The sequence below is a fragment of the Streptomyces sp. NPDC046203 genome (assembly GCF_040646255.1).
Lineage (GTDB): Bacteria > Actinomycetota > Actinomycetes > Streptomycetales > Streptomycetaceae > Streptomyces.
The window spans coordinates 1-12,617 of the sequence record NZ_JBEYZX010000006.1; the positions used below are offsets into that span (position 1 = coordinate 1).

A 12,617-nucleotide genomic window follows, 5' to 3' on the forward strand; every position below is an offset into this window, starting at 1 on the left:
GCCCGCCATGATGGCGATCCTCATGTGGATTTTCACGGGCCCCGCGCGGGCGGCCGCGATCGGCGTCTTCTCGGCCTCGGCCGGGGTCGGAATGGCGGCAGGACCGGTACTGGCCGGATTCCTGCTCGACCATTTCTGGTGGGGATCGGTCTTTCTGGTCAATGTCCCGGTCGTGGTCGTGGCACTGGTCGGGCTCGCCGTACTGGTTCCGAATTTCCGCAGCCCCGCCCGGCGGCCACTGGACCCGGCGGGAATGCTGCTGTCGGCCGGTGGGCTGGTGACGCTGGCTTACGGGCTGATCCGGGCCGGGCAGGTGGCCGAGTGGAGTCGTATCGACGTCTGGGCGCCGATCGCCGCCGGTCTGGTTCTGCTGGCCGTCTTCGTGATCGTCGAAATGCGCGTCAAAGCGCCCGGTTTTGATCCGCGGCTTCTCGCCCGGCGGGTATTCGGCGGCGGGAATCTGGCGCTCGGACTGCTGCTCTTCGGTGTCGCCGCCATCACCTTCCTCAACGCCTTCTATCTGCAAGGCGCGCTCGGATTCACGCCGATGCGGGCGGGCCTGGCCACCATCCCGACCGCACTCGGCGCGCTCGCGGCGGCCCCTCTCGCCGCCCGTCTGGTCCGCCGCCTGTCGCTGCGCCGTGTCGCCGTGCCGGCGCTGGTCGTGGCCGGGCTGAGCATGGGCGGCTACGGGTTCCTCGGCCTCCAGACTCCCCTCCTCTGGATCGAGTTCCTCCTGCTGATCCAGGGGCTTTCGGTCGGCATGGCGATCGGGCCCGTGACGGCCGCGCTGATCGGCGACCTGTCGCTGGAGCAGGCCGGTGCGGGATCGGCGGTCACCAACACCGTGCGGCAGACGGGCAGCGTGATCGGCATCGCGGTGGGTGGCACGATCATGTCGCTCGTGTACCGGCGCGCGATCGAACCTTCGCTGGCGGGCATGCCCGCCCCGGTCCGGGACCAGGCACGCGTCTCCGCCGAACAGGCCCGCCACGCCGCCACCGCCCTCCACCGGCCCGCTCTCGCGCGGGCGGCCGACGACGCGTTTCTTCACGCCATGCATGTGGGTGCGGGCTGGATCGCGGCCGTGGCCCTGCTCGGGGCGGTGGTGCTGCTGATGGCGTTGCCCGCCGGGGGAGGGGAGAAGAGGCCGGTACGGGAGACGGAAGCGGAGCCGGAGCCGACATCGGCACCGGAGCCGGAGCCGACATCGGCACCGGAGCCGGCATCGGCATCGGCATCGGCACCGGAGCCGGGCCGCGAAGAGGCCGGCGTTCCGGAAGGCGGGGAACTTCGCGAGCGGGAGGTCGGCACCCCGGGCCGGGTGTGAGCCGAAGGCGCGGCGCGACCGCCCCTTCGAGATGACTCATCCATGGTGACTCATCCGAGGACCCGCCGGAACAACACGGTTGTTCCGGCGGCGCGTTGCCTCAGACCTGGACTCAGACCTGGACTCAGACCTGGACTCGGGCCTGCGCCTGGGCCTGCACCTGCGCCTGGAGCCTGTCCACGTACTCGGTGATGAGCGAGACGAACCGTGCCGGGTCCTCGAACGGCAGGCCGTGGCCGCCGGGCACGAGGAGGTAGTCGGCCCGCTGGAGGGCGGCGGCCAGTTCACGCTGGTGGTGGGGCGGGATGATCCGGTCGTCGGCGCTCGCCAGTACGAGCGTCGGCGCGGTGATCCGGCCGACCGCGTCCCGCAGGTCGACGCGGGCGTCGAGTTCTATCTGCCCGAGGACGCGTTCGTCGAGCATGGCCGTGAACCCCGCGGCCAGTTCGGCGAACTGCGCCTCGTCGAGGTGGTCGAGGAGCCCGGGCCCCATCGCGGTGAGGATCAACTGGCGGGCCAGGAGGGCCGGGTCGGTACGCAGCAGGCGCGCCCACAGGTCGAACATGAATGCTTCGCGCGGGCCCGTCCTGACCCATCCGGCGTGCAGGACGAGCGAGGTCACGGTCTCGGGGTGGCGGGCGGCCACGGCCGTGGCGACGACGGAGCCCATCGAGTGGCCGACGAGGTGGAACCGGTCCAGTCCGGCGGCCCGGGCGGTGGCGACGACGCGGTCGGCGAGCGAGTCCAGGTCGATGGGGCCGGGGTCGACGGGGGTGGCGCCGGCGCCGGGCAGGTTGGGGGCGACGACGGTGTACCGGTCACGTACCGCCTCGATGAGGGTTCCCCAGTTCCCGGCCGCGTCGGCGCCGGTGCCATGCAGCAGGACCAGGCCCGGGCCGGACCCGGCGGCGACGTGATCAAGCGGTGCGGGGCTGGTCATGGGGTGCCTCCATCAGTGGTGAGTGACTGAGCGACGCCAAGGTAGCAGAGGTCTGGCATGTGGCAGAACCCTGTTACATGCCAGAACGCGATCTGGTGGCGTACGATCGCCCTCATGGAGATGCCGGTCACGGAACGCCTCGGGCTGCACATCAAGCGCGTGGAACAGGAGCTGATGGCGGCCAAGCACGCGGCGCTCCGGCCGCTCGGACTCACGGTTCCGCAGTACGTCGTGCTGTACACGCTCGACGACAAGCCGGGCCTTTCCGCCGCCGCGCTCGCCCGTGCCTGCCTGGTCACCCCGCAGACCATCGCCACCGTGCTCGCCAACCTGGAGACGAAGGGCCTGATCACCCGCCGGCCGCACCCCTGGCACCGCAAGGTGACCGAGGTGCTCCTCACCGACGAGGGAAGCCGGCTGCTCGCGCAGGCCGACGCGAAGGCCGTCGCCATCGAACGACGGATCGCCGACGGCTTCAGCCCCGAGGAACGCGCGCAGCTGATCGACCTGCTGGCCCGTGCGTCGGGTCAGCTGGCGCTCGCGCCCGAGCGGGACTGACACCGCCGGTGGGCTGACACCGCCGGTGTGCTGACGTGCCGAGGGCCCGCCGGAACACCGGCGGGCCCTCGGCACGTCACCGGAGCGAGGGGCGATGTCGGCTCACCTTGACGGCAGCGCGTCCGTCCCGAGGGCTCCGGCCCGGATGGCGTCCCGCAGCACGCGGGCGATCTCCTCCGGCTTCAGGTCGATGCCGTCGATTCCCTCCACGGTCAGCGGGATCTCCTCCAGCGCGTATTCGCCGCGCCCCTCGGCGCTGAACTCGGGCCCGGTGCGGTCCTCGAAGGACCAGGTCGTGATGCGGGCGAGGTAGACGATCTGGCGCCCGGTGCCGGACTCCACCGTGTGGAGAAGGCGGACGATGTCGGCCTTCCCGGCGATCTCCTCGTGGATCTCCCGGTGCAGAGCGGCTTCCAGGGAGGCGTCGCTCGCTTCGACACCGCCGCCGGGCAGCACCCAGTAGGCGGGGATCCCGGGCTTGGTACGGCGGATGACCAGCATCGTGTCGTCAGGGGTAACGAGGACGGCACGGACTCGGTCCCTCATGTCGGTTTCTCTCCTTGCTGGTTGGCGGTCTCGGTGCAACAGCAAGTCGCCCTCGGCGAGGAGTCATCCCCGCGCGGGCCAGGCCAGGTCGGTTTCCACCGGCCGGCCGTAGTCCACGCCTTCGACTCCCCATCCGTAGAGTTCCCGGACCTGGCTCATGAACCACTCCGCGCCGGACCGTGCCTTGAGCAAGCCGCTGTCGGGGTCCTCCCAGAGCTCTCGCACCCGGGCCTGGACCTCGTCGTCGAGTTCCCAGCCGTCGAGGCGGATCCGGCCCGCGTCGTCGAGCCGCAGGGGTGTGCGGCCCTCCAACTGGTCCCACAGATCCATGGCCTGCCGGGCCGGGCTGAGAAACGCGTCGTCGCCCAGGACCGTGTGGAGGAAGGCGGTGTAGAGGGCGATGGACGGGATGGCGCTGGACGCCTGGGTCACGGCGGCACCGGCCACGACGGTGAAGGCCCGTCCTTCGGCCGCCCGTACCCCGGGCGAGGTGGCCAACTCCCGTGCGGTGGCCTCCAGATGCTCCTTGGCCGCGCCGATGGTGCCCTGCCGGTACACCGGCGCGGTGACCTCGGAACCGACGTACGTCAGTGCCACGGTGGTGAATCCGTCGGCGAGCAGCTCGCGCTCGTGCAGGGCGTCGACCCAGCGGGACCAGTCCGCACCGCCCATGACGGCGACCGTCGCCCGCTTCTCCTCATCGGTGCCGGGCTCCAGGCGGATCCGGGACACGGCGGGCTCGGCGCCCGAGAAGTCGAGCGCGGGGGCCTCGTAGGCGGCTGTGAGCGGCTTGATCACGGAGTGGTGGGTGACGCCGGTCGCCGGGTCGGTCCGGCGTGGGGAGGCGAGGCTGTAGATCAGGTAGTCGACGGACCCGTAGTGCTGGGCCAGCGTGTCCAGTACCTCCGCCTTTCCCGCGTCGGAGAAGGCGTCGGTGTTGACGAAGCGGACGTCGTGTCCGGCCTCGCGGGCGAGGTCGGCGACGGCCCCGGTGCGGTACCAGCCGGCCGTCGCGGTCCGCCGCCCGTTGTCCGCCCCCTCGAAGGCGACCCCCACGCCGCGGATCCCGTGCTGCCGCAGTCCGGCCAGGAGCGTGGCCAGGCCGTACCCGGCGGAGTGGCCCAGCACGAGCGCGACCGGCTCGCGGCCGTCGGTGCGCGCCGGGATCTCCTCCCACGTGCGGCGGACGGTGGCAGCGGCGCCCTCGGGGTGGGAGTTCACGAGGAGGAATCCCCGCTGCTTCGGCTCGATCTGGCGCGTGCTCATGGCGTGTCCGTTCCGCTCGGTACGAGGCGGGCGAGGAGCCCGCGCAGGTCCGCGATCGTGCGCGGGCGGCCGGTCTCCTCGTCCGGGATGGTGACGGACAGCCGCTGCTCCGGTTCGGCCACGAGTTCGGCCAGGGTCAGGCTGTCGATCCCGAAGTCCTGTTCCGGTCGCCCGTCTTCGGGGAGCGTATCGACGGCCCCGTCAGCGATCAGCGACAACGCGTCACGGAGATGCCGGTCAGTCCTTGTGCCCTCCGGCATTGACACCACCCCCTTACCGCCCGGTCGGAGCGTCGGCGCGCACGTGGTTGCCGCAGGCCGCCCGGGAGCTTGAGGCGTGGCGGAGGGACGACGGCGTCCAGGAGGTCATCCACCGCGCACGGGCCGGGCGTTGAGTACCCCCCTCCGGTTCACGGCGCGCCATTTGGGGTTACGGACGCGGTCAGCTCGCTTTGAGCGAGGTGATGAAGGGGGTCCATGCGGTGGCGGTGATGAGGAGGGCGGGGCCGTGGGGCTGCTTGGAGTCGCGGACGGGGACGAGGTCGGGGGAGGAGTCGTCCGCTACTTCGAGGCAGTTGCCGCCGGAGCTGTTGCTGTGGGTGCTCTTGCGCCAGGCGAAGTAGCCCTCGGCGATCTCGACGCAGTCGCCGCCCGAGCTGTTGCTGTAACTGCTCTTTCGCCAGGTCGCGGCAGTGAGGCCGGTGAGGATGTCTGCCATTTCGATCCCTTCCTCTCGCGGGCGTCGGCGTCCGTGCTCGTTCTCACCTCGCTCTGACGGAGGTGATGAAGGGGGTCCATGCGGTGGCGGTGATGAGGAGGACCGGGCCGTGGGGCCGCTTGGAGTCGCGGACGGGGACGAGGTCGGGGGAGGAGTCGTCCGCTACTTCGAGGCAGTTGCCGCCCGAGGTGTTGCTGTGGGTGCTCTTGCGCCAGGCGGTGTAGCCCTCGGCGACTTCGAGGCAATCGCCGCCGGAGGTGTTGCTGTGGGTGCTCTTGCGCCAGGTCGCGGTACTGAAGTCGATTAAGACGTAGGCCATTTCGACGTCTTCCTCCCGCTGATGTGGATGCCGCGCCCGGCGCGACCGTGTCAGCCCATCTTGAGGGAGAAGGTGAAGGGGTGCCAGACGCGAACGCCCTTTGAGCCAGGCTTACTTCACGTACTACGGGCCCTGCCGAGTCGGCAGGGCCCGCAATGTGCGGAAGAGCCGAGGAGGGCCGGGACCTGCCCCCGATGAGGGTGGTTCCGACCCGCCCCGGCTACCGTCCGGTGCCGCCCTGGCGAGGGCGGCCCGGTGTCACTTCAGGTGACGGGTGAAGAACCGGGCCCCGGCCTCGACTTCGAACTGCGGGACGCCGGTGTGCCCGCCGAGATTGGCGTGCAGCGTCTTCTCCTTGGAGCCGAAGGCGTCGTACAGGTTCAGGGACGCCTGGCGGTCGTTCCCCTCGTCGTCCCACTGGAGCAGAACCTGGAGCGGGATGGTGACCTCGCGGGCCTGGTGGAGCACGGCGTTGGGCACGAAGCTTCCGGCGAACAGGTTGGCCGCCGCGATGCGCGGATCGACGGCTGCCAGTCGGACACCGATGGAGATGATTCCTCCCTCGAACCCGACCCGGTCGCCGATCTCGGGCAGCGCGAGGAGGGCGTCCATGGCGGTCTGCCACTCCGGGACCGCCTTCGCGACGAGCGGCAGGATGAGCGGGTCGATGATCTCGTCGCCGACCGGCTCGCCGGCCTGCATGGCCCGGCGCAGGTTCGCTCGGGCCTGCTCGGCCTCTTCCCAACGGGGCCGTACGCCACTGCCGGGGAGTTCGATGGTCGCCGCCGCGAAGCCGAACTCCGCCGCGTAGTAGCGAGCCCGCGCCACAAGGCGGGGGTAGATCTTGTCCAGCCCGAGCGGGGGGTGGCCGATGAGGATCAGCGGCGCCGGAGCGGACGCGGACGCGGATGCGGGCGTCCACAGGATGCCGGGGATCTCGCCAAGCGTGAATGCGCGTTCGAGGACACCGTCGTCAAAACGCTGCTCAGAAGTGAAGTCCATGGTCGTGCCTTTCGGGAGTGCTCTTGAATGGCGCTCCCGGACGACCTATCGCCCGACCGTGACCCCGGAGGGGAGCACCCATGTCGAAACTGCGTTCACGGGTACCACCTCCTTGTTCTCTCGCACGGCCTCGCGAAAGGTAGCAGCGACGGCCGTGGACCACCAACAGGTTTTCGCGGGGGGTGAGGCGAGGGTGTGGGCGCGGGCTCCGTGGCCGGGTGCCACGGAGCCGGTACGCGACCCAGGCCGTCTGCCGTGACCTTGTTCAGCCCGCCTTGACGGAGGTGATGAACGGGGCCCAAGCGGCGGCGGCGATGAGGAGGACGGGGCCGTGGGGCTGCTTGGAGTCGCGGACGGGGACGAGGTCGGGGGACGCGTCGTCCGCGACTTCGAGGCAGTTGCCGCCCGAGGTATTGCTGTAGCTGCTCTTACGCCAGGTCGCGGCGCTGAAGTCGATCTGGGTGCTTGCCATTTCGGAATTCCTCTGCCGCATCTTCGATGAGGGCCAGGGACGCGTCCAGCGGCATGGCAGCGGCCCTCAGCAGATCGTACGACCTCCGGTACTGCTTTACGAGGCGCGGATCGTCGACGGTGTGGCCGTGGTGTTGGCTTTCCACGTAGACGAGCGGTGGCGCGTCGTTGAAGTCGAGGAGCATGGCGTTGCCCAGCATCAGGGGGTGCGGCCCGGAGTTCCACGGAAGGATCTGCGCAAACACGCGACCGCGCTTGACGAGGGCGGCGATGTGGTCGAGCTGTTCCGCCATCTCGGGGCCGGGCATGACTGACAGCCGCACCAGGGACTCGTGGAGAACGACCGCGTACTCGGGCTTCCCGTGGTCTTTCGCGAAGAGTTCGGCTCGTGCAAGACGACCCGTGATCTTCGTTTCGATCTGCTCGGGAAGCTCCGGCGTCCACTCTCCACGGAACAGGGCGCGCATGTACGGGGCTGTCTGAAGCAGCCCAGGAAGGGCGGTCGGCGCCCACTCCCCGATTGTCGTCGCGCGCTGCTCAGCCTCCAGCACCCGCCCGAAGTAAGGCGTATGCCCCTTCAGACGCGCCTCGCGGGCCTCCCCACACCGCCGTTCGAAGAAGCCGTCCGTCCCCAGCCGACGATCCACGTGCCGGGCGAGGTCGACGGGCATGCTTCGCTTGCCGTGTTCGATCTCGCTCAGGAACGTGATGCCGTAGAAGCTGCCTTCGACCAGCCTCTCCAGGGTCAGGCCGGCCTCCTCCCTCTTGTAGCGCAGCTCTTTCCCGTAGAACTGCGGGACTCCAGCCGAACCGTCGATCTCTTTGCGCGTAGCCACCGGTGACCGCCTTTCGCACCGTATGTCGTGGAGCGGGAAACGCTTCCAAGGTAGAGGTCAAGACAGCAGGCTGTGAGGCGTTCGTCACACGACGCAACGAAAGGTGATCTGACCCTCATGGTCGAAGAAAACGAAGACACCCAGGCCCACGTTGAGGTACTGGGCGCCGCGCTCGCCGCGCACGGCATCACGCTTCCCTCCCTCGGGGTGGACGTCGTCACCCTCGCGGGGACGGCCGTGCGGCCGCCGCTCGTCGCGCTCGGCAACTGCACGGTCGGGAACGCGCGGCGGCTCACCGAGGCGCTGAAGAAGGCGGCGGACGGATGATGCTGCCCTTCGCGGTCGAACTTCTCGCGCTGCCCAAGGCGGTGGGGGAGGTGCGGCGGATGTTCGAGGGGGACGATGTGCGGCTGTGCGTCAGCGAGTTGCTGACCAACGTCATCCGGCACGTGGGGGAGGGGACCCCGGTCACCGTGCGGGCGGTGGCGTCGCCCACCGGGCGGCTGCGGGTCGGGGTGAGCGACCCCGACCCCCGGGCCTGGCCGATACTGCGCGAGGCGACGGCGGGGGCCGAGTCGGGGCGGGGGCTGGCGCTGGTGGACGCGGTGGCCCTGCAATGGGGGGTCGAGCAGGGGCCGTCCGGGAAGACGGTGTGGTGCGAGCTGGGCGCCCCGGTGGGGGTACGGGAACCGGCCCGGTGAAGAGGAGAGCCCGGGCTCAGTCGATGTGGACGATCTGGAACGCCTCCGCCATCCGGCCCGCCGGCAGGCCGCCCGCCACCGCGTGTTCGGTGAGCCAGTCGCGCAACAGGCCGGCCAGGTCGTCGAAGTGGGCGGTCTGCGAGGTGTGGATGCGCAGGGCCTCGACCTTGCGGTCGAAGACGGGGGTGACGTCCACGTACTGGTTCGGGGTCGGCCCGGTCATCAGCCACAACTCGTGGACGATCCAGGGCTCCAGGCCCTCCTGCTTGAGCAGTTCGGGGTGGGCGAAGGGGTTGCGGGCCTCGGGATAGATGGCGCGCAGCGAGGCGTCGCCGACGGCGCGGTGGTCGGGGTGGAGGTCGGCGACGCGGGCCCAGTTGATCTCGGGGGACGGGATGATCATGCGCTGCGGCCGCACCTCGCGGATCACCCGGCACAGATCGCGGCGCAGGTCGACGCTCGCCTCCACGAAGCTGTCGGGGTAGCCGAGGAAGCGGACGTCGGCGACGCCGCTGGCCTTCGCGGAGTGGACCTGTTCGGCGCGGCGCAGGTCGGCCATGGCCTGGCGGGGGAGCCGGGGGTCGTAACCGCCGGCGTCGCCGTCGGTCACGATGCAGTACGTGACCCGGGTGCCCCGTGCGATCCACTGCATGACGGTGCCGCTCACGCAGAACTCGATGTCGTCCGGGTGGGCTGCCACCACCAGCAGGGACTCGGGTGCGGAACGGATCGTCGGGTCGAGCGCGAAGTCCTCCATGAGGCCAGCCTGTTGGGGCCCCGGGGGCCTCGCAAGGTCATCTCGCTGGCGTGAACCGGACATGGCACTTACGCGCCATCCAAAAACTTGGTACATTCAAATTATTGGTTTCGGCGCGTGAGTGTGGGAACGGAACAGAGATCCGGAGGCGACCGGCATGTGCAGGATCCTCGGCTCCTTCGCCGCGGGGGCGGACCGCCCGGACCCGGCCGAACTCGCGGCGGTCTCCGCCCGCCAGCGGCACGGTGGCCCGGACGAGCACCACATCCTCAGCGGCCCCGGCTGGTCGCTCGGCTGCGACCGGCTCGCGGTCACCGACCCGTGCGGCGGCCACCAGCCCTACCGGCTGCCGCATCTCCCCGGCATCCTCGCCGTCCTCAACGGCGAGATCTACAACCATGATTCGCTGCGGCGCACGCTCTCCGCCCGCGGCCACCGCTTCCCCGACCGGTGTGACGGCACCCTGCTGCCCGCGCTGTACGCGGAGTACGGCCCGGCGTTCGCCGAGCACTTGGACGGCATGTTCGCGGTCGCCGTCCTCGATCTGCGCCCCGGCCACACCCAACTCGTGCTGGCCGTCGACGACATGGGTATGAAGCCGGTCCACGTCCACCACGATCCGCGTGACGGCTCCACCCGTTTCGCCTCCGAGATCCCCGCGCTGCTCGCGTTCGAGGGCGTGCGGATCGCCCCGCGCGAGGACGCGCTCGACAGCGTGCTCGCCACCCGTACCCCGTACACCGCGCAGACCGCCCTCGACGGCATCACCGTCCTGCCGCCCGGCGCGACGGCCGTCGTCCGGCCCGGCCGCGCGCCCGTCGTCCGGCGCCGCGCCCCGCACACCGCGCCCCGGCCGGCCGGCGACACCCAGGACGTACTGCGGCACGAGGTACGCCGGCTTGCCACCGCCGATATGCCGGTGTGCGTGGTGACGAGCGGCGGTCTCGACTCCGGTCTGGTCACGGCGCTGGCCGCCGAGTACGCCCGCGAGACCGACGCCCCGCCGCTGCACTCCTTCCATCTCACCTACCGGGGGAAGTGGCCCGACTCCGAGGCGGTGTACGCCCGTTCGGTGGCCCGCCGGGCCCGTACGGTGCACCACGAGGTGGTCATCGCACCCTCCGAGATCCCCTCGCTGCTCACCCGGACCGTGCGCCACCTCGGGCAGCCGAACGCCGACCCGATCGCGCTCTCCACCTACGCCCTCTTCCGGGCCGTCCGGCAGAGCGGCTTCACGGTCGCGCTGACCGGGGACGGGGCGGACGAACTCTTCGGCGGGTACGACCGGATGCGGGCGGCCGTCGCCGCGCCGCCCGGCCTCGACTGGGCGGGCGCCTACGCGGACGCGCTGTCGGCGGCGCCCCGGCTGCTGCGCGAGCACCTGTACACCCCGGGGTACGCCGCCTACATCGCCGAACAGGGCTCGGCGGCCGACCGGATCGAGCAGGAACTGCGGTCGGCGGAGGCGGCGGGGACCGACCGGGCCACGGCGGCGAGCGCGTTCGAGACCCGGTGGCGGCTGCCCGCGTACCACCTGCGGCGCGTCGACCATCTGTCGATGGCGTGGGCGGTGGAGGCCCGGATGCCGTTCTGTCAGCCGTCCGTCGTCGCGCACGCGCGGCAGCTGCCCGCCGAGGCGCGGCACGGGAAGCGGGCTTTGTACGAGGCCGGCGCGGAGCTGCTGCCGGCCGCGGTGCTGAACCGGCCCAAGCAGCCGTTCACCCTGCCCATCGCCGCCATGATCGCGCCCGGCGGTCCGCTCCTCGAACCCGTACGCGAACTCCTCTCGCCCGCCCGCCTCGTACTCGGCGGCAAGGTGCGCGCGGACCGGGTCCAACGGCTCCTCGAACGGCACCTGGCCCGCCCGAACCAGCACGCCGCGCTCACCCTGTGGGCGCTGGCCGTCCACGAGCTGTGGACGGAGGTCGTGCAGGGCATGCGGATCCCGGTGGGCTGTGCTGCCTGAGCCGCGCCACCCGCCCCGGGGAGGTACGGACGGCGGCGGTACGGACGGGTGCGGTACGGACGGGTGCGGTACGGAGGGGAGCGTCGCGGTCGCGGACCGGGACGGCCTGCTCGCGGCCTGGGACTGGAACGCGGACGGGGGCGCGGGCGGTACGTTCGAGAGCGGCCCGGTCGGGTCCGTCACCGGCTACGTCGTCCGCGCCGACGACGCCCCCGGGCCCACCCTCGTCCTGCCCCTCGACCACCTCCCCGCCGGCGCCCTCGCCCTGGCCGGTGAGCTGGCCGGGCTGCGCCGGGCGCTCGCCCGCACCCCGTACCGCGACCTCAACAAGATCGCGGTGTACGGGAGTTCGGCGCACCCTGGAGTCGACCTGGACTACCGGTTCGTGCAGGCCCTGCCCGATGGAAGCTTCGACTTCCGGACCGGCTGCGGGCACTCGCTCCTCGCCTGCGTCGTCGCGGATCAGCAGATCGAGGGGCGGCGACCGGGACCCGGGCCGGGCCGCCGCCCCGGGCCGGGAGCGGGCCCCGTCACCGTGCGCGCCCTGACGACCGGCGACACCATCCGCGTCCTCCCGCAGGGCACCGCCGGGGCCCCGCTGGACATGCCCCCGCTGGACGTGCCCCCGCAGGGCACCGCCGGGGCCCCGCCGGCGCCGGACGGCGCGTACACCCTGGACTTCCTGCGCCCGCCCACCGCCCCCGGCACGCTCCCCACCGGCCGCCCGGTCGACGTGATCGACGGGGTGCCGGTGTCGATCGTGCGCTACGGCAATCCGTACGTGTTCGTGGACGCCCGCCACCTCCCGCCCGCCGACCCGCCCCGCCGCGCCCGCATGCTCCAACTCCGGGCCCAGGCAGCCAGCTTGCTCGGCTACGCGCCCTGGTCCCCGCTCGCGCCACTGCCCAAGATCGCGACCTTCTCCCGTACCCCCGACGGCACTGGCCTGGCCGTCCGCGCGCTCACCGTCGGCGGCTGGCATCCTCGGCTCGCGCTCACCGGGGCGGCGGCGCTCGCCGCCGCCGGGGCGCTGGCCGGGACGGTCGTGCCGGGGCCCGTCGGGGCCGTCACGACGCCCGGCGGGCCGGTCAGGGTGTCGGCCGCGCCCGACCGCGTACGGGTGCACGACAAGCGGGCCCGCCCGATCGCCCGGCTCGACCTGCCGTGGCGTATCCACGCAACGGCGTGAACGCGCACCCGTGAGACCC

The 12,617-nt window shown here is 71.5% G+C and carries 16 protein-coding genes; 6 read left to right on the top strand and 10 right to left on the bottom strand.

Going from position 1 to position 12,617, the window contains the following annotated elements; genetic code table 11:
* A partial coding sequence (locus tag ABZ990_RS06860; protein ID WP_361226423.1) for an MFS transporter occupies positions 1–1,330 on the top strand: 1,330 nt, incomplete at its 5' end.
* 124 nt (positions 1,331–1,454) lie between these two features.
* On the opposite strand, the gene ABZ990_RS06865 is transcribed toward ABZ990_RS06860, so the two are convergent.
* Positions 1,455–2,270, bottom strand: coding sequence for an alpha/beta fold hydrolase (locus tag ABZ990_RS06865; protein ID WP_361226426.1), 816 nt, complete (start codon positions 2,268–2,270; stop codon positions 1,455–1,457).
* Between the two features lie 114 nt (positions 2,271–2,384).
* Between ABZ990_RS06865 and ABZ990_RS06870 the strand changes: the two genes are divergently transcribed.
* Positions 2,385–2,828, top strand: coding sequence for a MarR family transcriptional regulator (locus ABZ990_RS06870; RefSeq protein ID WP_361226429.1), 444 nt, complete (start codon positions 2,385–2,387; stop codon positions 2,826–2,828).
* A gap of 102 nt (positions 2,829–2,930) precedes the next feature.
* Here the strand turns inward: ABZ990_RS06870 and ABZ990_RS06875 are convergent, their stop codons facing one another.
* The 8 genes from ABZ990_RS06875 to ABZ990_RS06910 form a co-directional block, all read right to left on the bottom strand.
* On the bottom strand, positions 2,931–3,374 hold the full coding sequence (locus ABZ990_RS06875; protein WP_361226432.1) for an NUDIX domain-containing protein: 444 nt from the start codon (positions 3,372–3,374) through the stop codon (positions 2,931–2,933).
* Between the two features lie 63 nt (positions 3,375–3,437).
* On the bottom strand, positions 3,438–4,640 hold the full coding sequence (locus ABZ990_RS06880; RefSeq protein WP_361226435.1) for an enoyl-[acyl-carrier-protein] reductase FabV: 1,203 nt from the start codon (positions 4,638–4,640) through the stop codon (positions 3,438–3,440).
* A complete protein-coding gene (locus ABZ990_RS06885; RefSeq protein WP_361226438.1) occupies positions 4,637–4,858 on the bottom strand; it encodes an acyl carrier protein in 222 nt (73 codons plus the stop codon). Before ABZ990_RS06885 ends, ABZ990_RS06880 begins: the two co-directional genes overlap by 4 nt.
* Positions 4,859–5,081: 223 nt before the next feature.
* Positions 5,082–5,357, bottom strand: coding sequence for a DUF397 domain-containing protein (locus tag ABZ990_RS06890; RefSeq protein ID WP_361226441.1), 276 nt, complete (start codon positions 5,355–5,357; stop codon positions 5,082–5,084).
* Between the two features lie 43 nt (positions 5,358–5,400).
* A complete protein-coding gene (locus tag ABZ990_RS06895) occupies positions 5,401–5,676 on the bottom strand; it encodes a DUF397 domain-containing protein (protein WP_361226443.1) in 276 nt (91 codons plus the stop codon).
* A gap of 258 nt (positions 5,677–5,934) precedes the next feature.
* The gene (locus ABZ990_RS06900) at positions 5,935–6,678 is read right to left on the bottom strand and encodes an alpha/beta hydrolase (RefSeq protein ID WP_361226446.1); all 744 of its coding nucleotides are present in this window, start codon (positions 6,676–6,678) and stop codon (positions 5,935–5,937) included.
* Positions 6,679–6,943: 265 nt separating this feature from the next.
* The gene (locus ABZ990_RS06905) at positions 6,944–7,150 is read right to left on the bottom strand and encodes a DUF397 domain-containing protein (RefSeq protein WP_361226449.1); all 207 of its coding nucleotides are present in this window, start codon (positions 7,148–7,150) and stop codon (positions 6,944–6,946) included.
* A complete protein-coding gene (locus tag ABZ990_RS06910; protein ID WP_361226452.1) occupies positions 7,107–7,985 on the bottom strand; it encodes a helix-turn-helix transcriptional regulator in 879 nt (292 codons plus the stop codon). Before ABZ990_RS06910 ends, ABZ990_RS06905 begins: the two co-directional genes overlap by 44 nt.
* 117 nt (positions 7,986–8,102) lie before the next feature.
* Between ABZ990_RS06910 and ABZ990_RS06915 the strand changes: the two genes are divergently transcribed.
* Both ABZ990_RS06915 and ABZ990_RS06920 read left to right on the top strand, forming a co-directional pair.
* A complete protein-coding gene (locus tag ABZ990_RS06915) occupies positions 8,103–8,312 on the top strand; it encodes a hypothetical protein (protein WP_361226455.1) in 210 nt (69 codons plus the stop codon).
* Positions 8,309–8,686, top strand: coding sequence for an ATP-binding protein (locus ABZ990_RS06920; RefSeq protein ID WP_361226460.1), 378 nt, complete (start codon positions 8,309–8,311; stop codon positions 8,684–8,686). The genes ABZ990_RS06915 and ABZ990_RS06920 overlap by 4 nt, the downstream gene beginning before the upstream one ends.
* 16 nt (positions 8,687–8,702) lie before the next feature.
* On the opposite strand, the gene ABZ990_RS06925 is transcribed toward ABZ990_RS06920, so the two are convergent.
* On the bottom strand, positions 8,703–9,443 hold the full coding sequence (locus tag ABZ990_RS06925; RefSeq protein ID WP_361226462.1) for a PIG-L deacetylase family protein: 741 nt from the start codon (positions 9,441–9,443) through the stop codon (positions 8,703–8,705).
* Between the two features lie 157 nt (positions 9,444–9,600).
* Between ABZ990_RS06925 and asnB the strand changes: the two genes are divergently transcribed.
* Positions 9,601–11,409 (top strand): asparagine synthase (glutamine-hydrolyzing), encoded by a 1,809-nt coding sequence (asnB, locus tag ABZ990_RS06930; RefSeq protein WP_361226464.1) that lies wholly within the window; start codon positions 9,601–9,603, stop codon positions 11,407–11,409.
* Complete coding sequence (locus ABZ990_RS06935) at positions 11,399–12,598, top strand: PrpF domain-containing protein (RefSeq protein ID WP_361226467.1); 1,200 nt, start codon at positions 11,399–11,401, stop codon at positions 12,596–12,598. Before asnB ends, ABZ990_RS06935 begins: the two co-directional genes overlap by 11 nt.
* Positions 12,599–12,617: the final 19 nt, after the last annotated feature.

Coding starts and splice junctions, on each gene's coding strand:
- ABZ990_RS06875 (WP_361226432.1), bottom strand. CDS start 3,374: ATGAGGGACCGAGTCCGTGCCGTCCTCGTTACCCCTGACGACACGATG.
- ABZ990_RS06890 (WP_361226441.1), bottom strand. CDS start 5,357: ATGGCAGACATCCTCACCGGCCTCACTGCCGCGACCTGGCGAAAGAGC.
- ABZ990_RS06925 (WP_361226462.1), bottom strand. CDS start 9,443: ATGGAGGACTTCGCGCTCGACCCGACGATCCGTTCCGCACCCGAGTCC.
- ABZ990_RS06920 (WP_361226460.1), top strand. CDS start 8,309: ATGATGCTGCCCTTCGCGGTCGAACTTCTCGCGCTGCCCAAGGCGGTG.
- ABZ990_RS06905 (WP_361226449.1), bottom strand. CDS start 7,150: ATGGCAAGCACCCAGATCGACTTCAGCGCCGCGACCTGGCGTAAGAGC.
- ABZ990_RS06915 (WP_361226455.1), top strand. CDS start 8,103: ATGGTCGAAGAAAACGAAGACACCCAGGCCCACGTTGAGGTACTGGGC.
- ABZ990_RS06870 (WP_361226429.1), top strand. CDS start 2,385: ATGGAGATGCCGGTCACGGAACGCCTCGGGCTGCACATCAAGCGCGTG.
- ABZ990_RS06880 (WP_361226435.1), bottom strand. CDS start 4,640: ATGAGCACGCGCCAGATCGAGCCGAAGCAGCGGGGATTCCTCCTCGTG.
- ABZ990_RS06900 (WP_361226446.1), bottom strand. CDS start 6,678: ATGGACTTCACTTCTGAGCAGCGTTTTGACGACGGTGTCCTCGAACGC.
- ABZ990_RS06895 (WP_361226443.1), bottom strand. CDS start 5,676: ATGGCCTACGTCTTAATCGACTTCAGTACCGCGACCTGGCGCAAGAGC.
- ABZ990_RS06865 (WP_361226426.1), bottom strand. CDS start 2,270: ATGACCAGCCCCGCACCGCTTGATCACGTCGCCGCCGGGTCCGGCCCG.
- asnB (WP_361226464.1), top strand. CDS start 9,601: ATGTGCAGGATCCTCGGCTCCTTCGCCGCGGGGGCGGACCGCCCGGAC.